The organism is Mesorhizobium sp. M5C.F.Cr.IN.023.01.1.1, from assembly GCF_003997585.1.
GTDB lineage: Bacteria > Pseudomonadota > Alphaproteobacteria > Rhizobiales > Rhizobiaceae > Mesorhizobium > Mesorhizobium wenxiniae.
This window is the reverse complement of sequence record NZ_RZSU01000059.1, coordinates 24568-41322: the sequence shown is the minus strand read 5'-3', so window position 1 is coordinate 41322 and position 16755 is coordinate 24568. Positions and strand designations below refer to the sequence as shown.

The 16755-nt window shown below is 61.8% G+C and carries 19 protein-coding genes and 1 pseudogene; 13 read left to right on the top strand and 7 right to left on the bottom strand.

All coding sequences use genetic code 11. The features are described 5' to 3' along the window. On the top strand, nt 1-270 hold a 270-nt coding region (locus EOA78_RS36100), incomplete at its 5' end, for a hypothetical protein (protein WP_164783874.1). A gap of 53 nt (nt 271-323) precedes the next feature. On the opposite strand, the gene EOA78_RS36095 is transcribed toward EOA78_RS36100, so the two are convergent. The 4 genes and pseudogenes from EOA78_RS36095 to gshB form a co-directional block, all read right to left on the bottom strand. Next, nucleotides 324-515 carry a hypothetical protein gene (locus EOA78_RS36095; protein WP_164783873.1) on the bottom strand — a complete coding sequence of 64 codons (192 nt, stop codon included), beginning with the start codon at nt 513-515 and terminating at the stop codon, nt 324-326. A gap of 47 nt (nt 516-562) precedes the next feature. Further along, nucleotides 563-1798: a hypothetical protein gene (locus tag EOA78_RS22070; RefSeq protein ID WP_127316969.1), complete on the bottom strand. Its 1236-nt coding sequence runs from the start codon at nt 1796-1798 to the stop codon at nt 563-565. A 523-nt stretch (nt 1799-2321) separates the two neighbouring features. Beyond that, nucleotides 2322-2558, bottom strand: a pseudogene (locus EOA78_RS22065) (magnesium chelatase domain-containing protein); the annotation flags it as partial. 183 nt (nt 2559-2741) lie between these two features. After that, complete coding sequence (gene gshB / locus EOA78_RS22060) at nt 2742-3683, bottom strand: glutathione synthase (RefSeq protein ID WP_127316968.1); 942 nt, start codon at nt 3681-3683, stop codon at nt 2742-2744. A gap of 406 nt (nt 3684-4089) precedes the next feature. Here gshB and EOA78_RS22055 point away from each other — a divergent pair, with 406 nt between their 5' ends. From EOA78_RS22055 to EOA78_RS22000, 12 genes are all read left to right on the top strand, one after another. Continuing rightward, the gene (locus tag EOA78_RS22055) at nt 4090-4857 is read left to right on the top strand and encodes an SDR family oxidoreductase (RefSeq protein ID WP_127316967.1); all 768 of its coding nucleotides are present in this window, start codon (nt 4090-4092) and stop codon (nt 4855-4857) included. Further along, nucleotides 4854-5813 (top strand): 2-dehydro-3-deoxygalactonokinase, encoded by a 960-nt coding sequence (locus EOA78_RS22050; protein WP_245477638.1) that lies wholly within the window; start codon nt 4854-4856, stop codon nt 5811-5813. The genes EOA78_RS22055 and EOA78_RS22050 overlap by 4 nt, the downstream gene beginning before the upstream one ends. Next, nucleotides 5810-6451 (top strand): 2-dehydro-3-deoxy-6-phosphogalactonate aldolase, encoded by a 642-nt coding sequence (locus EOA78_RS22045; RefSeq protein ID WP_127316965.1) that lies wholly within the window; start codon nt 5810-5812, stop codon nt 6449-6451. Before EOA78_RS22050 ends, EOA78_RS22045 begins: the two co-directional genes overlap by 4 nt. After that, nucleotides 6448-7329, top strand: a complete 882-nt coding sequence (locus tag EOA78_RS22040) for an SMP-30/gluconolactonase/LRE family protein (protein WP_127316964.1) — start codon at nt 6448-6450, stop codon at nt 7327-7329. The genes EOA78_RS22045 and EOA78_RS22040 overlap by 4 nt, the downstream gene beginning before the upstream one ends. Nucleotides 7330-7508: 179 nt before the next feature. Further along, nucleotides 7509-8579, top strand: coding sequence for a D-alanine:D-lactate ligase-like protein (locus EOA78_RS22035; RefSeq protein WP_127316963.1), 1071 nt, complete (start codon nt 7509-7511; stop codon nt 8577-8579). Nucleotides 8580-8692: 113 nt separating this feature from the next. Further along, nucleotides 8693-9361 carry an XRE family transcriptional regulator gene (locus EOA78_RS22030; protein WP_127316962.1) on the top strand — a complete coding sequence of 223 codons (669 nt, stop codon included), beginning with the start codon at nt 8693-8695 and terminating at the stop codon, nt 9359-9361. A 30-nt stretch (nt 9362-9391) separates the two neighbouring features. Further along, nucleotides 9392-10462: an extracellular solute-binding protein gene (locus EOA78_RS22025; RefSeq protein ID WP_127316961.1), complete on the top strand. Its 1071-nt coding sequence runs from the start codon at nt 9392-9394 to the stop codon at nt 10460-10462. A gap of 10 nt (nt 10463-10472) precedes the next feature. After that, nucleotides 10473-11363: an ABC transporter permease gene (locus EOA78_RS22020; protein ID WP_127316960.1), complete on the top strand. Its 891-nt coding sequence runs from the start codon at nt 10473-10475 to the stop codon at nt 11361-11363. Further along, complete coding sequence (locus EOA78_RS22015) at nt 11363-12148, top strand: ABC transporter permease (protein ID WP_127316959.1); 786 nt, start codon at nt 11363-11365, stop codon at nt 12146-12148. The genes EOA78_RS22020 and EOA78_RS22015 overlap by 1 nt, the downstream gene beginning before the upstream one ends. 1 nt (nt 12149) lies before the next feature. Next, on the top strand, nt 12150-13259 hold the full coding sequence (locus EOA78_RS22010; protein WP_127316958.1) for an ABC transporter ATP-binding protein: 1110 nt from the start codon (nt 12150-12152) through the stop codon (nt 13257-13259). 24 nt (nt 13260-13283) lie between these two features. Then, nucleotides 13284-14669: an FAD-binding oxidoreductase gene (locus EOA78_RS22005; RefSeq protein WP_127316957.1), complete on the top strand. Its 1386-nt coding sequence runs from the start codon at nt 13284-13286 to the stop codon at nt 14667-14669. A 26-nt stretch (nt 14670-14695) separates the two neighbouring features. Beyond that, nucleotides 14696-15049 carry a cupin domain-containing protein gene (locus tag EOA78_RS22000; RefSeq protein ID WP_127316956.1) on the top strand — a complete coding sequence of 118 codons (354 nt, stop codon included), beginning with the start codon at nt 14696-14698 and terminating at the stop codon, nt 15047-15049. A 61-nt stretch (nt 15050-15110) separates the two neighbouring features. On the opposite strand, the gene EOA78_RS21995 is transcribed toward EOA78_RS22000, so the two are convergent. From EOA78_RS21995 to EOA78_RS21985, 3 genes are read right to left on the bottom strand one after another with little or no spacing between them, the layout of a single operon-like run. Next, nucleotides 15111-15398, bottom strand: a complete 288-nt coding sequence (locus EOA78_RS21995; protein WP_127316955.1) for a DUF1330 domain-containing protein — start codon at nt 15396-15398, stop codon at nt 15111-15113. A 17-nt stretch (nt 15399-15415) separates the two neighbouring features. After that, nucleotides 15416-16099 carry an orotidine-5'-phosphate decarboxylase gene (pyrF, locus tag EOA78_RS21990; RefSeq protein ID WP_127316970.1) on the bottom strand — a complete coding sequence of 228 codons (684 nt, stop codon included), beginning with the start codon at nt 16097-16099 and terminating at the stop codon, nt 15416-15418. A gap of 20 nt (nt 16100-16119) precedes the next feature. Beyond that, a complete protein-coding gene (locus tag EOA78_RS21985) occupies nt 16120-16716 on the bottom strand; it encodes an NADPH-dependent FMN reductase (protein WP_127316954.1) in 597 nt (198 codons plus the stop codon). Between the last annotated feature and the right edge of the window lie 39 nt (nt 16717-16755).

Below are 16755 nucleotides of genomic sequence, written 5' to 3'. Positions count from 1 at the left end.
CCCTTTTGCGTCTCTGACACGTTCGTGACCGGCGCCGGCCCGCTCCAGTTCATGGGCGACAATCTCAGGCTGACTTTGTTCGTGTCGCAGCGATCCTATGATGGCAGTCCTGAAAACGCCGTGGTGACCAAGCTTGTCGGAAGCCGATCGGACATGCTGAAGATCGCCGAGGTCATCGTGCGGGGCTGCTACACCATTCCAGGAAAGGCCGAGCGAGACGGCCAACGCATATTCCTCGAAATTCTCGAAGCACCGGCAGAGCGCCACTGATCAAGTCGCAAAGTTTGCGACATGGCCCCGCTGCCTCACGGTGGCGGGTTCTTTTATGTCCTGCCCGTGACGCTGAACAGGATGGCCAGTGCTACGCTCGCCACGGCGATCGCCCCAAACGGGAGTGACAATGGCGAACCGAGCCAGAAAAGACTGCCGGCCACGAGACCGAAGCAGATCGCACCACACCAGAAGAACCCTTTCGGATCAGAAAATGGCGGGAAACTGCTTAGGAGTTTGCGCATTTCATCCTCGGCTACGTTGCGATCGCTGCCTCACGGTGGCGGGCCTTCTACTTAATTGATAGCACCGTATGAAACAGCCAGGCCATGATCCCAAGTGACGTAGCCAGCAACACCATCGCGAGAACGATCTCAAAGATAGCAAATCGCCTCACGGGAAATGCGAGAGCAAGCCGCGATGTCGTTCGGACGATAGCATCTCTCTTTTCAATCCTGACGGAGAGCAGAAGTTGCACGAAAATCAATAAAAGCACTATCGCGATTAACGCAAATCCAAACTGTTCCTGAATAAAAGCGAATATCTCTTTAAACCAAGAGAGGTTATCTGGAACTAGAACCTTGCTGTCCTTGATTAGAGACGCATAGCTAAACAATATAGCTACAGTTCCGATTACCCATGCTCTGAATCGGTCGAGCCGACCTCGAAGAGAGTACTTCTCCTTTGCGGCTACAATGGGTATTGCTGCTTGAATCGACGCCAACACCGCCTCGAGAGAGAAATGCAGTTTCTCGCGCTCCTGCTGGGTCATTATATTTTCTCTAAACGCGCGGAGATATGAGATAATTCCGATCGCTCTCTGGTGTGCCTCTACGGTTTGTACTCGGCGAGCGGACAATGCGCGCCGCATTAGGCCAAAATTGACCTGCCGCTTCAGCGTTGGAAAGTCTCGGTATACGTCAATAATGGTGTCAGACGATGGCGAATGGAATCGGTGTGTGTGAAGCAGATCGCGGAGGCAGAAGTATGATTGCGCGGCGAAAGCGTGCTCGAGCTCATCCGAGCTGCCATCGCGGTCGCGAAACTCCACAGTATCAATTTCCGTCACGCCATTTCGCTGAATGGTGAAATCGGCGCAGTAGGCGCTCCGTCCGACAGCTCTCTGGTCGAAGACGTCACGAATGTCTTTATCATCTGGCCAGGTTGCAGCCGCTTCAACGGGCCCGGCGATTGTTTCAAATATTTCGCGCCAGACGGCTCTCTTGAAGGCATAGATAAGGCCTACAGCTCGCTCGCCGTCGGTCGAAATCTTCATGCAGCAGAGGAAAACGAAGTTCCCGTCTTTGTTGAAGACGATACTGTCAACCCAACTCCGTAGGAACGGCCAATCTGTCAGAAACGGGATGGTCGTGTCGGAGAGATTTCTATGCTGGAAGCCAACGAAGACTCGGCCACCAGCGCCGATATTTGTTGAGTGGTAAAACTGACGCGGGTACGCCGACGTGCCGCTTAAGGTGAACGAAAGCTTCCCCGCGACGTTCGGGATCCAGCCAAAAAACTTAGCCACATGCCCCCCGGCTTCAGACTAAGGTTTCAAGAACCTCATCAGACACACGGCCCTGGAGCATTATGCGATTCGGCTTCCTATAGTGTGCCAAGCCGGCCGCCACAGAGGCGTCCCGCTTCCCTGAACCCTTATAGGCGTCCACCTCACCCTTGATCACGGTAGTGGCAGTACCAAGCGAATGGGCTCTTGCATCGCGAGCGACGTCCGCCCGCGTTGCGAGATGAATGATCCCTGAACGAAGTAGAATCGCTGACATCGCCAACAAAATGGCGGCAGATACGCCGCCCAGAACTGTCAAGAATATGGCCATCGGTCGCCGCTCCCGAGTGGTGATTCGGCGAAGTTATCATGAGAGTCAAGAAAAATCCGTGAATTTCGCCGATTTCAAACGATAGATAAGGAACTTTTGGCCTGATCGCCAGGGCTAGAAAGGACAAAACCGAAGCCGTTCCAGTGAGCATTTCGTGAGTAACACTGCTTTTTAGTGATAAAATCTTGCAATATCAAATGGTTGATAGAATTAATGGCTGCCTTCCTTGGGCAGGTCGGCCGGCGCCAGATTGACCGTGACCTTCTTCGACGGCATCGACAGGCCCGACGCATGCAGCGCCGCCTGCACCCGCTCCCGGCTCTCGGCAACCGCCTTGTCGCCGAGACCGACGATGTGCATGTTGACCTTGCCCGGTGCGATCATCACCTGCACGTCGACCGGCACGGCTTCGATGCCCTGGAAAGCGACCGTACGGACCCGCGCAACCATTTCTCTGCCCCCGGATATGAGCTCGCCCGAAGCCCATGCGATCATGCCGCGAACGGCGTTACCAGAGACAACCATAGATTTCGGGCGAAGGCAAGAACATTACGGGAACAATGGAACGCTACGTTCCGATGGCGCTGCATCGGCTATCGGTTCGAAAAACGCTGTTCCGCCAAGCAATGGCCGCTACTTGCGTTTGTTCTCAACCGCGTCCCAGAACAGGCTGGCGATGTCGGCGCCTCCGAAGCGTTTCACCTCGCGAATGCCGGTCGGCGACGTCACGTTGATCTCGGTCATGTAGTCGCCGATCACGTCGATGCCGACGAGGATGAAGCCGCGCTCCTTCAGCGACGGGCCGATGCGGGCGCAGATCTCGCGTTCGCGCGCCGTCAGTTCGGTTTTTTCGGCGCGGCCGCCGACATGCATGTTGGAGCGTGAATCATGCTCGGCCGGCACCCGGTTGATGGCGCCGACCGGCTCACCATCGATCAGGATGATGCGCTTGTCACCCTTGCGCACCTCCATCAGGTAGCGCTGCACGATATAGGGCTCGCGGAACATCTGGCCGAACATCTCGAGCAGCGAGGCAAGGTTGCGGTCGGCCTCGTGCAGGTGGAAGATGCCGGCGCCGCCATTGCCGTAGAGCGGCTTGACGATGATGTCGCCGAACTCCCTGCGGAAGGCGGCGACCTCCAGCGGGTCCTTGGTGATCAGCGTTTCCGGCATCAGGTCGGGAAATTCGGTGACGAAGATCTTTTCCGGGCTGTTGCGCACCCACGCCGGGTCGTTGACCACCAGTGTCTTGGGATGGATGCGCTCGAGTATGTGCGTCGTGGTGATGTAGTTCATGTCGAACGGCGGATCCTGCCTGAGCAGGACGACGTCCATCTCCGACAGGTCGGTGCGGACTTCTTCACCGAGCGAATAGTGATTGCCCTTCTCATCGCGGACTTGCATTTCCTCGATGCGGGCAAACACCTTGCCGCCGCGCAGCGACAACCGGTCGGGCGTATAATGGAACAGCTGATGGCCGCGCCGCTGCGCTTCGAGCGACAGCGCAAAAGACGTGTCGCCGGCAATCGAGACGGTGGAGATGTGGTCCATCTGGACGGCGATTTTCAGAGGCATGGCGGATCTCCGGCGGATCGGATGGGCAGCTGTGCTTGCGTGTACAACCTCGCCGGTCATCTGCCAATCGCGACATTTTGATGATTGCCTGCTGCAGCTGGGCGTCTGTCGGTTCAGTTGGAGGCAAAGCGAGGCGCAGGCCAGACGGGTCCATGCCGAGGCCACGCTCGGCTATTTGCGCAATTCGCTCCGCGGCACCTTGCGATCCAAGGCGATCTAGCGACCGGTTGCGCTGCCGCTGCGATGCGGCCACCTTTTTGTCAGACATAAGCCCACGAATTTGCTTTTCACCCTTGCTCCCCAGACATGGCTGGATAGGATGCGCGCCGGCCAGACCACAGCGCCGCGCGTCCTTTTGGGACTCGCAAGGGACGCTGTGGCACTTTGACTTTGCGGAGAAGAAATCATGCTGCCATCGGCACGCTTTGCCGACCTTGAGGGCGCTTCGGTGCTGATCACCGGCGGCGGCTCCGGCATCGGCGCGGCGCTGACCGAGGGTTTTGCACGCCAGGGGGCAAAGGTCGCCTTCATCGACATCGCCGATGGCCCGAGCCTTGCGCTGGCCGACCGCATCGAGAAGGATCTCGGCCGCCGGCCTCTCTATCTCAAGACAGACATACGCGATGTCGAGGCGCTGCGGGCTTCAGCCGCCAAGGCGGCCGAAGCACATGGCGACGTCACCGTGCTGGTCAACAATGCAGCACTTGATGATCGCCACGCAGTGGAAGACGTCACCGTGGAATTCTGGGACAACAACCAGGCGGTCAACCTGCGTCCGCATTTCTTCTCCGCTCAGGCGGTAGCGCCGGGCATGAAGCGCGCCGGCGGCGGCTCGATCATTAACTTCACCTCGACGTCGTTTCTGATCAACCACCCCGATATGCCGGCCTATACCGCCGCCAAGGCCGGCATCGTCGGCCTGACCAAGGGGCTTGCCGGCAAGCTCGGCGCCGACGGCATTCGCGTCAATGCGATCGCACCCGGCTGGGTGATCACCGAGCGGCAGAAGGAGCTCTGGGTCACCGAACAGGCGCTCGCCGCCCACGTTGCCAAGCAATGCATCAAGCAGGTGATGCAGCCGGAAGACATTGTCGGCACGGTGCTGTTCCTGGCGTCGGACGCTTCACGGATGCTGACCGCACAGATGCTGATCGTCGATGGGGGCTTCCTGTGAGCCCAGGATTTCCGAGCAAGGTGCCGGCCGTTGCCGCCGTCGATTGGGGCACAACCCGTCTCAGGGTCTGGCTGGTCGATGAGGCCGGAAACGTCATTGCCGAGCGCCGCGGCGACGACGGCCTGATTACCGCGCAGGCCGCCGGGTTTTCGACCATCCTCGAAGGACATCTGGCGGCGATGGGCGCGCCGGAAGCGATGCCTGTCATCATCTGCGGCATGGCCGGCTCGCGCCAGGGCTGGCTGGAGGCGCCCTATGTCACCGTGCCGGCGCCGATCGGCGCCATCCTTGCCGGCGCTGCGCGCATCCCCGGCCAGCGCCGCGACATCCGCATCGTGCCGGGGCTTGCCCAGCGCCAGGCCGACGCACCCGACGTCATGCGCGGTGAGGAAACGCAGCTTGCCGGCGCTGGTTTGCCGGCAAAGGGTCGCCATCTCGTCTGCATGCCCGGGACCCATTCGAAATGGGTTCTGGTCGAGGACGGCGCTGTTGCCGGTTTCGGCACGTGGCCGACCGGCGAGCTGTTTTCGGTGCTGGCGGCGCATTCGATCCTGCGCCATTCGCTGGGCGAGCAGCCTCAGCCGGTTGCACCAGGCAATCCGTTTTTCCGGCGCTGGTGCGAGCAAGCGCTTGCCGACGTCAGCGATGTCACGTCGAGACTGTTCTCGATCCGCGCCGCGGGCCTGCTTCACGATCTGAAACCCGACGATGCCGCTGCTTGCCTGTCCGGTCTGCTGATCGGCGGCGAGATCGCCTCGGCCAGTCGCCGCTATGGGGAAGGCGGGTCGTCCGTCGTGCTGATTGCCTCCGGCGCGCTCGGCGCGCTCTACACTGAGGCGCTAGGCCTTGCTGGACTCGCGGTTCGGACCGTCGATGCCGACGAAGCTGTGCGTGCCGGCCTGATCGAGGCCGCGCGCGAAAATGGCATGATAGCCGGAAGCGGAATTGTAGCATGACCGAGACCGCACCATTTCCGAAGCTCGGGCGCGGGCTTGTCGCCATCCTGCGCGGCCTCAAGCCGGACGAGGCGGTGGCTATTGGCCGGGCGATCTTCGAGGCCGGCATCGAAGCAATCGAAGTGCCGCTCAATTCGCCGGAACCGTTTGCCTCGATCGCGAAGATCGTGCAGGCGCTGCCGGCGACGGCACTGGTCGGCGCCGGGACTGTGCTGACATCAGCCGATGTCGACGCACTTCACAATGCCGGCGGGCGGCTGCTGGTCAGCCCCAATATCGATACCGCAGTCATGGGCCGCGCGATGAATTACGGCATGGTGACGATGCCCGGCGTGTTCACCCCGACCGAAGCCTTCCAGGCGATCCGGCTCGGCGCCTCGGCACTGAAATTCTTCCCGGCCAGCGTGCTCGGCGCGGCCGGCATCGCGGCGATGCGCGCGGTTTTGCCGTCCGATATGCTGCTCGGCGCGGTCGGTGGTGTGTCAGAAAAGGACTTTGTCGGCTACAAAGCCGCTGGCGTCAGCGTCTTCGGCCTCGGCTCAAGCCTGTTCAAGCCTGGTATGAACGTGGATGAGGTGGCAACGCGAGCACAGGCCGCAGTCGTCGCCTGGGATGCGGCGTTTGGAGCAGTGCGATGAACGAAGCCATCGTTTCTGTTCTTTCCGACCATGTCTGCCAGCTCGGCGAAGGCCCGAGCTATGACCCCGCCACCGATACGCTCTACTGGTTCGACATCGTCAACGGCCAGCTTCTGGAGAAGCGCCTTTCCGGCGGTGCGGTCAAAATCCACGAGCTTGGTCAGATGGCCAGCGCCATCGCCGTCATCGATGACAGCAGACAATTGATCGCTACCGAAACCGGCCTGCATGTCCGCGACGTCGCGACCGGCAAGATGACGCTGCACACGGCGATCGAGGCCGACAATCCGATGACGCGCTCGAATGATTCGCGCGTCCATCCCTGCGGCGCCTTCTGGGTCGGCACGATGGGCAAGGGTGAGGAAAAGGCCGCCGGCTCGATCTACTGGTTCTTCAAGGGGGAACTGCGTCGGCTCTATTCGGACATCACCGTGTCGAACTCGATCTGCTTTTCCCAGGACGGAACGGTCGCCTGTTACACCGATACCAGCACCGGCCTGTTGATGCGCGTCGCCTGCAATCCGGCGACCGGCCTGCCGGCTGGCGAGCCGAAGGTCTTCATCGATCACCGCAAGGCCAAGGGCTATATCGACGGTTCGGTGCTCGATCGCGACGGTGTTCTTTGGAATGCCTGCTGGGGCGGCAGCGTCATCGAAGCCTACGGGCCTGATGGCAAGCTCATCCGTTCGGTCGCGATGCCGGTGACGCAACCGTCTTGCCCGGCCTTTGTCGGCAGGAATGCCGACCGGCTGGCGGTGACTTCAGCCTGGTCGGGCAAGGATGAGAAGCAGCGCCTGCTGGACCCGCAAGCCGGCATGACATTTCTGCTCGACATTCCAGTCAACGGCCGCTTCGAGCCGCGCGTGCTGATCGCCTAGACCAATGATCGCGAACCTTCGGTTCGGAAAAGATCATGGTCAAACAAGAAGATCGCATCAGCACTGTCGCGCAGGCGTCCGGCTGACGTCGGTTTTCCGCGAAGGCCTGATACATTCGCCGTGCGATGGTAGGTAATCGCGCTGCCAGGACCCGTTCATCCCCGGGAATCGTTCATCTCATGTCAAGCCGAAAGCCGAAGCTGATCCTTGTCTATGAGCCGGAAAAGGCCTGCTTCGACCGGCTGGTTGCCGATGGCCACGTGGCGGCGCGCGCCGCCGAAATCGCCTCCTATCTGGCGCAATCGACCGACATCGCCTCTGAGTTCGATGCGCTGGCTGCAGCCTGCCTCACGCGCGGCCTGTCCTTTGTTCCAGTGGCGCTCGACGATGCAGCGAGCGCTCTCGCCGGCGAGGGCCCAAAGTTCACGCTTGTCTGGACGCTGACCGATGGCGTCGCCTATTTCCGCGGCGGTGCAGCACCGGCTCTGGCAAGGCTGAACGGCCTGAAGACGATAGGCGCCGATGACGCGCTGTTTGGGCTCTGCCAGGACAAGTTCCGCTCCGGCGCCGTGCTTGGCGCGCTCGGCCTGCCGGTACCGCAATCCGGTCTGGCCCGCGACGGTCATTGGCTGGTCGAACCGCCGGCTTCGCCCGCCGGCTGGTTCGTCAAACCGAACCGGCTGGGCGCCAAAATCGGCATCTGGTCGGACTCGCGCTGCTCCGATCTTGGCCATGCGCTGGAACTCAGCCGGCGCGTCTTCGCCGCCTACCGCGACGACGTCGTCGTGCAGCCCTATGTCGCCGGGCGCAATGTGCGCGCCAGTTTTCTGGGTCTGAAGCCGGACACCGGCGTCGAGGCGCTCGGCATCGTCTTTGTCGATTCGGGCGGTGATTTCCAGACCATGGCGGACAGCCTGGCGCTCTATGGCGACACCGGCGAGGCTGCCAGGGCGGCAGGGACATACGCCGAGCCCGAGCTGCTGCCGGTCGCCACTAGCCAGCCGCGAGCCGATGCAAAGATCCGACGGATCGCGCAAAGCCTGATGACCGGGCTCGGCCTGCGAGATGTATTTTCCATCGATTTCCGGGTCGAAGCCGACGACAGCGTCCATCTTATCGAGTTCGAGGTCTGCCCCGGCCTGCCCTGCTTCGATTTCCGCGCCTATTGCCGCACGCAATGGGAGATGGGCCTCGCCGATGCGATGGCCGAGACCGCGGCGAACCGTTTTAACCGAATGGCCGCGTCCTGAGCAGAAATCCTGCGTGAAGCTGCCCCCGGCGACCCAGGGTCGTATCGTCTCTCGACAAATCGCTTGCGTTCCGGCACCTCACTTAATAGGGTGTTAAGTGAAGGAGGCACTCGGTGAAAGTCGACCTTGCGACATCCCCGGACGTGGCCGCGCTGGCAGCGGCGGACGCGGACAAAGCGAAGCATGTCGGTGGGCGGATCAAGGCCATTCGCACGGCCCGACGCATTTCGCTTCGGCAGCTGGCCGACATGGTCGGCACGACGGCGAGCTTCATCAGCCAGCTCGAGCGCAATCTGAGCGGCGCCAGCGCCAGCACCCTGATGCGGATCGCGGCTGCGTTGGATCTCGGCATCAACGACCTGTTCGAGCAGACCGAAGGTGGGTTCCACAAGGTGCTCACCAGAGGCGACCGCCCCCTGCTACCGATCAGCCACGGTTGTCGAAAGACGTTGCTGTCGCGGCGGCCGATCCATGAATTCGAGGTTTATTCGGGGGATTTCGACGTCGGCGGTTCGACCGGTAACGATGCTTACACGCATGGCGGCAAGCACGAGATGTTCGTCGTTCTGAAGGGAACAGTCGAGCTGACGCTGGCAGACGAGCGCTTCGTCATGAACGAGGGCGACAGCATCGAATACGCAACCTCGACGCCGCATCGCACGGCAAACATCGGCAAGACGCCGGCGCAGGTGCTCTGGATCATCGCGCCCCCGACCAGCGGCGCGGCGGAACTCAATCGATACACGCCCGGACAAGGCTCGCAGCCGGGCGAACCGAACTAATGCGGGTGCACATAAATGGGAGATAAAACTATGAAGACCAAGATCGGACAGGTGGCCGCACTCGGGCTGTTAATGATCACCACCGCAGCGCTTGCACAGAGCAAGCCCGTGGCGGGCGAGGTGGCCGAGGGCTCGCTAAAGGGCAAGACGCTTACCTTCGTCTCGTATGGAGGCATTTATCAGGATGGTCAGATCGCCGCGCTAAAGGAATTCGTCGACAAGTCTGGTGTGACGCTGCTCAGCGATGGGCCAACCGAAATCTCGAAACTGCAGGCGCAGGTCGAGTCCGGCAATGTGACCTGGGACGTTGTCGATACCGGCGATTTCGCGCCCTATGTTTATTGCGGCAAGCTGTTCCAGAAGCTGGACCTCTCGAAGATCGACACGTCCAACATTCCACAGGGCCAGATCAGCGAATGCAGTGTGCCGGCCATGAACTATGGCGTGGTGCTGATGTACAACACCGAGAAGTACAAGGATAATCCGCCCAAGAGCTGGAGAGATTTCTTCGACGTCGAGAAGTTCCCGGGCTCGCGCGCTCTGGAGGGCAGCGGCGATCTGTCCGGCGGTATCATCGAGCAGGCGCTGCTCGCAGCCGGCGGCTCAGTGGAAAACATGACGGTGGCCGACATCGACAAGGGTATCGAGAAGGTGAGGTCGCTCGGTCCGGACACGATCTTCTGGAAGACCGGCGCCGATTCCCAGCAGCTCGCCGAATCCGGTGAAGCCGACATGATCGCGATGTGGACCGGACGTGCCATGACCGCGGTCAAGAACGGCGCGAAGTACACGCCGGCGTGGCAGGACTGGCTGGTCGTGATGGACCAGATGACCATTCCGATGGGCGTCAAGGACCCCGACGCGGCGCATGCGCTGATCAACGCCTATGTCGGCAAGAGCGCGCAGGAGACGCTTGCAAAAACCACCTCGTATACGCCGATCCACAAGGACGCGAAGCCCGAAGTGGACGAGATCACCGCGGCGTTCATGACCAACACGCCGGACAAGCTGAAGCTCGGTTACCAGCAGAACATCAAGTTCTGGGTGGAGAACTTTGAGGTGGCGAACGAAAAGTGGAACGCGTTGATGGCGGGCAACTAGGTCCGGCACCGTGGCAACGAGAGCAATCGACAGCCGGAACATTGTTCCGGCTGTCGCGGCAGACGACCGGCGGCGCTGGTTTCGTGGACAGGCTTTCTGGCTCGTCGCGCCGGCGCTGCTGCTGCTCGTCATCTGCCTGGGTCTGCCGCTCGCCATCGTTACCTTGCGAAGCTTTTCCGAACCGCAATGGGGATGGCAGAACTATGCCTGGTTCTTCGGCACACCGGTCAATCTGACCGTACTTCAGCGGACCTTCGCGATCTCCGCCTGGGTGACGCTGGTATGTCTCATTGCCGGTTATCCCTATGCCTATGTGATGACCGCAGTCGGACCCAAGATGCGGCTCGTCCTCATCCTCTGCGTGCTGGTGCCGTTCTGGGTGAGCGGCGTGGTGCGCACCCTCGCATGGGTCATCCTGTTGCAGGATTCCGGCGTGATCAACTCCGTCATCCGGGCAGTCGGCCTCAGCCCGGTCAAGCTGATCCGCACGCAGACAGGCGTGGTGATCGGCATGGCGCAGGTGCTGTTGCCGTTCATGATCCTGCCGCTCTATTCGGTGATGAAGACGATCGACCTGCGGCTCATGCAGGCGGCACGAAGCCTCGGCGCGAGCCCGGCGCGCGCCTTTGCCCAGGTCTATCTGCCGCTCTCGCTTCCGGGCGTCTACGCAGGCGCCATCATCGTGTTCATTCTTGCGCTCGGGTTCTACATCACGCCCGCGCTGCTCGGCGGTCCGCGTTCGACCATGCTCTCGACCCTGATCCAGAACCAGGTGCTCAGCCTGCTCAACTGGGGTCGCGGCGGTGCGATGGGCGTGGTGCTGTTGATCGCGACCTTCGTCCTGCTCGCGCTTGCAGCACCGCTGTCGCGGCAACCGCACAAGACGGGCTCGAGACGCTGATGAAACGGCCCGGTCGAATCCTGCTCGGTCTGTTCTGCCTGCTGGTCGCGGTCTGGCTGGTCGCACCGACAATCGTAGTCGTGCCGATGTCGTTCAACGACAAGAAGTCGCTGGCCTTTCCGCCATCCGGCTTTTCCTGGCAGTGGTACCAGAACTTTTTCACCAACCCCGAATGGTCGGCGAGCCTGGTCGGTTCGCTCAAGGTCGCCGTCGTCACGGCGGTGTTCGCCACCGTCATCGGCACGCTGGCGGCGTTCGGCCTCGATCGCATGAAGAGCCGCGTCAGCGGCGTCCTGCGTGCTCTGCTGATCACGCCAATGGTCGTACCGGGGGTGGTGCTCGCCGTCGGAATCTACGCGGTCTATCTCGATACGCGGTTGGTCGGCACCATGACCGGCTTCGTGCTGGCCCACACCATGCTCGCCGTTCCGTTCGTCATCATCGCCGTCTCCGCCAGCCTGGAAGTCTTCGACAAACGGCTGGAGACTGCTGCGGCCAGCCTCGGCGCGACCCGGCTGACGGCGTTCAGGACGGTGACGTTGCCGCTGATCGCACCGGGCATTTTGTCGGGCCTGCTGTTTGCATTCGTCACCTCATTCGACGAGATCATCGTCGCGCTGTTCATCACCAGCCCTTACCTGAAGACACTGCCGGTCCAGATCTTCTCGAGCATCACCCGGGACGCCGATCCCACTGTTGCGGCGGTGGGCACGCTGCTCTTCATCACGACGTCGCTGGTGATCGGGGCGGGGCTGCTGATCGGTTCGAGACAGGGAAAACGTTGACATGGCCTCACCATCGACCCGCGGCGCAGCCATCGATCTCAAATCCGTCAGCAAACACTATGGCAGCTTCATCGCTCTCGATAAGGTCTCGCTGCGCATCGAACCGGGAGAGTTCATGACGCTGCTCGGGCCCAGCGGTTCGGGCAAGACGACCACGCTCAACGTCATCGCCGGCTTCACCGAAGTCAGTTCGGGTTCACTTGATGTCGGCGGCAAGAGCGTCATCGGCGTACCGGCACACAAACGCAACATCGGCGTGGTCTTCCAGCACTACGCGCTGTTCCCGCACATGACGGTCAGCAGGAACGTCGCATATCCGCTGACCTTGCGCGGCATCGCCAATCCCGATCGCGAGGCCCGGGTGCGCAAGGCCCTGGACATGGTGAAGATGGCGGATTTCGGCCACCGCTTCCCCAGCGAACTCTCCGGCGGACAGCAGCAGCGCGTCGCGCTGGCGCGTGCCATCGTATTCGACCCACCGCTGCTCCTGATGGACGAGCCGCTCGGCGCGCTCGACAAGAAGCTGCGTGAATGGCTGCAGCTCGAGATCAAACGGATCCACCGCGAATTGGGCACCACCTTCGTTTACGTCACGCACGACCAGGAGGAGGCTCTGGTCCTCTCGGACCGCATCGCCGTGTTCAACCAGGGGCGCATCGAGCAGATCGGCACCGGCCGCCAACTCTACGACGAGCCCGAGACCTTGTTTGTCGGAAAGTTCGTCGGCGACTCGACGATACTGCGTGGCGCGGCCTCCACCTCCAGCGACGAGACCGCCATCGACATAGCCGGACGAAAAGTGGCCGCCGCCAAACGCCTTTCCGATGGCGCCAAACCCGTGATGCTGCTGCGGCCGGAGAAGCTGAGCCTCGCCAGGCGGGGGAAGGGCGGACAGGATCGAAACACCCTGCCCGGGCGCATCGGAGAGGCCATTTACCTCGGATCGGGCTCCAAATACGAGGTCGTACTGGCCGACACCTCCAAGGCGATCGTGCGCTCTACGCTGGACGCCGAGACCTTCGCCATCGGCGACGAGGTTGATCTCGTATTCGCGGGCAGCGACGTGAAGCTGTTGGCGGACGATGAAAACGCCGATTTCACGCTGACCTGAATCCTATCTGGGAAAACCTCGACAATGGACGTGAAGAAGAACGGCGACGTTTCATTCTGGTATGCCGACATCGGCGGCGTGCCCGGCTATCGGCCGCCGCTGCAGGGCGATATCATGGCCGACGTCTGCATCGTCGGCGCCGGCTATACCGGCCTTTGGACCGCCTACTATCTGAAGCAGGCAGCGCCCCACCTCAACATTGTCATCGTCGAGAAGGAGTTCGCCGGCTTCGGTGCTTCGGGACGCAATGGCGGCTGGCTGTCCGGCGGATTCTCATGGTCGCGCGAAAAATATGAGAAGGCAACCTCGCGCGCTGGAGTCATCGCCATGCAGGCGGCAATGACGGGCACGGTGAACGAGGTCATATCGGTTGCGGAAACCGAAGGCATCGACGCCGACATTCGCCGTACCGACGAACTGCTGGTCGCTACCAACGAGGCGCAGGAGCAGCGCGCCAAGGCGATGTATGCCCATGCCAGATCCTGGGAGCTGACTGACGAACGTGTGGGGTATATCGATGCAGCCGAGATGCGTCGGCGCATAGCGGTGCACGACGCGCGCGGCGCCTTCGTCATCAAGAAGGTTGCGCGGGTTCAGCCCGCAAAGCTGGTGCAGGGGCTCGCCAAGGCAGTGGAGCGCCTCGGTGTGCCGATCTATGAACAGACAACCGTGCTGTCGATCGAAAAAGGCAAGGTCATAACCAGCCGAGGCGTGGTGCGCGCGGAAAAGATCGTGCGGGCGACCGAGGGTTTCACTGCGGGAATCGCCGGCCACGAGAGACTTTGGTTGGCGCTCAACAGCGCCATAGTGGTCACCGAGCCGTTATCCGAAAAGCGATGGAGCGAAATCGGCTGGGATGGCTACGAGGTGCTCGGCGACGCCGCACACACATACTGCTACGCCCAGCGCACTCGTGAAGGACGCATTGCCATGGGCGGGCGCGGGGTGCCCTATCGGTTCGGCTCGAAGACCGACGTTCGAGGCGTCACCCAGCAGGCGACGATCGACAAGCTGCACAAGATACTGACGACGCTTCTGCCGCAGACCAAGGGGCTCAAGCTCGACCATGCGTGGTGTGGAACGCTCGGCGTGCCGCGGGACTGGTGCACGACAGTGGGCTTTGACAAGCAGACCGGAATAGGCTGGGCAGGCGGCTACGTCGGCCTCGGCGTTTCCACCTCGAACCTCTCGGGACGCACATTGAGGGATCTTGTGCTGGGCAACGACACCGAGCTGACGCGGCTTCCCTGGGTCAATCGAACCGTGCGCAAATGGGAGCCGGAGCCGCTGCGCTGGCTGGGCGTCCATTCCATGTATCAGCTCTATCGGATTGCCGACGAGCGGGAAGCAAAGGGGCTGCCGCGCACATCGCGGCTAGCGGCCCTGGCAGACCGCATCACCGGGCATTGAACCGCGTCACCTCGAGGATATACAGCATGATCGACTTCAAGACCTTCGCCCACCTTGCGCATATCGACCTCGGTGAGCCTCAGCCGAAACCGACCTCGGTGGAAGGCCATCAGCTGGAAGCAGCCAACACGCTTTGGACTTCGGATGATGGCAAGATCGAGGTCGGTGTCTGGGAATGTTCGCAGGGCCGGTTCACCGCGCGCCGCGACACGAATTCCGAGATTTGCCACATCGTCTCAGGCCGCGTGACGCTGCACGGTCCCGAGGGCGCGGCCAAAAATGTCGGACCCGGCGAATTGCTTGTTCTGCCGCTTGGCTGGGAGGGCGAATGGACCATCCACGAGAAAACGCGCAAGCTTTACATCCTGCATTCGGTTTGATCGCTGCAGGTGCATGCTCGCCTGCATTTCCGATGAGACCACGCGCGCCGCGGCGGTCGAACTAAACCCCTTCGACCAGCACGATCTCGCCGTCGGCTACTTTCTGGCGGATCGTCACGGCGCGTTGATACTCCGGCGAGTGATAGCAATCGTGCGCCGCAGCCAATGACGGAAACTCGATGATTACGTTGCGGTCGCGGCCAGGCCCTTCTGCCTTTTCATGCGCACCGCCTCGTGCCAGGAAAATGGCGCCGAATCGATCGAAAGCCGGTTTGGCGGCAGTGACATAGTCCTTGTAGCCTTCCGCATCGCGCACATCGACGCGGGCGATCCAGTATCCCTTGGGCATGCTTCTTCTCCGAATTGTCAGGCCGAGCGCATTTCGTCAAGGATCGCTTCCGCGACCGCTCGCCTGTCGGCGGCGCCGACGATCGGCCGGCCGACGACGAGATGGCTGGAGCCGTTGCGGATCGCCTGCGCCGGCGTCACCACGCGTTTCTGGTCGCCATGGTCGCTGCCCTTGGGCCGTATCCCCGGCGTGACGACAGCCATGTTGGGCCCGACGATCCGGCGCACGGCTTCCGCTTCTTCGGCCGAGCAGACGATGCCGCCCATGCCGGCATGCAGCGCCTGTTCGGAGCGCCTCAGCACCAGCGTATGCGGGTCATGTTCATAGCCGGCGTCGATCACGTCCTGCTCGTCCATCGAGGTCAGCACAGTGACGCCAAGCAGGCAGAGATCGCTGCCCCTGGCGGCCTCGACCGCTGCCTTCATCGTCTTCGGATAGGCGTGCAGCGTCAGCATGGTCATGCCCATCCTGGCAATGGCCTCGACACCCTTGGCCACCGTGTTGTCGATGTCGAGCAGCTTCATGTCGAGGAAGATCCTGGTGCCGCCGCTGGCGAGCTCGCGGGCGAAATCGAGGCCGCCGGCGAAGGCGAGCTGATAGCCGATCTTGTAGAAGGAGACGATCCCGTCGAGCTCGCGCACCGCCTTCTCGGCTTCCTTCAGCGTCGGCACGTCGAGGCCGACGATCAGCCTGTCTTGCATGGTGCTGGCGCGTTGCTGGATCACGCCTCGATCCGCGTCGACAGCATGCGCGAGGTTTCGATCAGCGTGCGGCATAGATGCTCCATCGATCTGTGCAGTCTCTCGTCCCTGAAATTCCCGTCCTCGTCGAAGGCATTGCCGCCCTCCGGCACCGAGCACTCCGGCGTCACCACCTCCATCTGGCAGCGCACCAGCACGGCGCGCAAATGGTTGATGCAGCGTACCCCGGCGAAATGTCCTTTGGAAGACGAACAAAGGCCGGCGGGCTTGCCTGTGAACGGCCTGAACGACCGCCCGCCATCTGTGCGCACCCGGCTCACCCAGTCGATGGTATTCTTGAGCAGCGGCGGAATCGAGCCGTTATATTCGGGCGTCGCGATCAGCAGCCCGTCATGGCCGGCGATCTGCTGGGCAAGCTTGATGGCGTTTTCGGGAATGCCTTCCTCCTTTTCCAAATCCTCGTCGAGGATCGGCAGCGGATAGTCGGCAAGCGAGATGCGGGTTACCTCGGCACCCTGCAGGGCGAGTTCCTTCTGCGCCACATCGGCGGTCCTGCCGCTGTAGGCGCCAGCGCGAATCGAGCCGGCGAAGACGAGAATTTTCGGGATCACTGCCATTGGCCCCCATTGTCAGCCGACAGGTATAGGCCAGGCACG

Excerpts from the sequence above, each read along its gene's own strand:
- EOA78_RS22055 (WP_127316967.1), top strand. The coding sequence starts at position 4,090 with ATGCTGCCATCGGCACGCTTTGCCGACCTTGAGGGCGCTTCGGTGCTG.
- EOA78_RS21985 (WP_127316954.1), bottom strand. The coding sequence starts at position 16,716 with ATGGCAGTGATCCCGAAAATTCTCGTCTTCGCCGGCTCGATTCGCGCT.
- EOA78_RS22005 (WP_127316957.1), top strand. The coding sequence starts at position 13,284 with ATGGACGTGAAGAAGAACGGCGACGTTTCATTCTGGTATGCCGACATC.
- EOA78_RS22045 (WP_127316965.1), top strand. The coding sequence starts at position 5,810 with ATGACCGAGACCGCACCATTTCCGAAGCTCGGGCGCGGGCTTGTCGCC.
- EOA78_RS36095 (WP_164783873.1), bottom strand. The coding sequence starts at position 515 with ATGCGCAAACTCCTAAGCAGTTTCCCGCCATTTTCTGATCCGAAAGGG.
- EOA78_RS22025 (WP_127316961.1), top strand. The coding sequence starts at position 9,392 with ATGAAGACCAAGATCGGACAGGTGGCCGCACTCGGGCTGTTAATGATC.
- EOA78_RS22000 (WP_127316956.1), top strand. The coding sequence starts at position 14,696 with ATGATCGACTTCAAGACCTTCGCCCACCTTGCGCATATCGACCTCGGT.
- gshB (WP_127316968.1), bottom strand. The coding sequence starts at position 3,683 with ATGCCTCTGAAAATCGCCGTCCAGATGGACCACATCTCCACCGTCTCG.
- EOA78_RS22015 (WP_127316959.1), top strand. The coding sequence starts at position 11,363 with ATGAAACGGCCCGGTCGAATCCTGCTCGGTCTGTTCTGCCTGCTGGTC.
- EOA78_RS22035 (WP_127316963.1), top strand. The coding sequence starts at position 7,509 with ATGTCAAGCCGAAAGCCGAAGCTGATCCTTGTCTATGAGCCGGAAAAG.
- EOA78_RS21995 (WP_127316955.1), bottom strand. The coding sequence starts at position 15,398 with ATGCCCAAGGGATACTGGATCGCCCGCGTCGATGTGCGCGATGCGGAA.
- pyrF (WP_127316970.1), bottom strand. The coding sequence starts at position 16,099 with ATGCAAGACAGGCTGATCGTCGGCCTCGACGTGCCGACGCTGAAGGAA.
- EOA78_RS22040 (WP_127316964.1), top strand. The coding sequence starts at position 6,448 with ATGAACGAAGCCATCGTTTCTGTTCTTTCCGACCATGTCTGCCAGCTC.
- EOA78_RS22010 (WP_127316958.1), top strand. The coding sequence starts at position 12,150 with ATGGCCTCACCATCGACCCGCGGCGCAGCCATCGATCTCAAATCCGTC.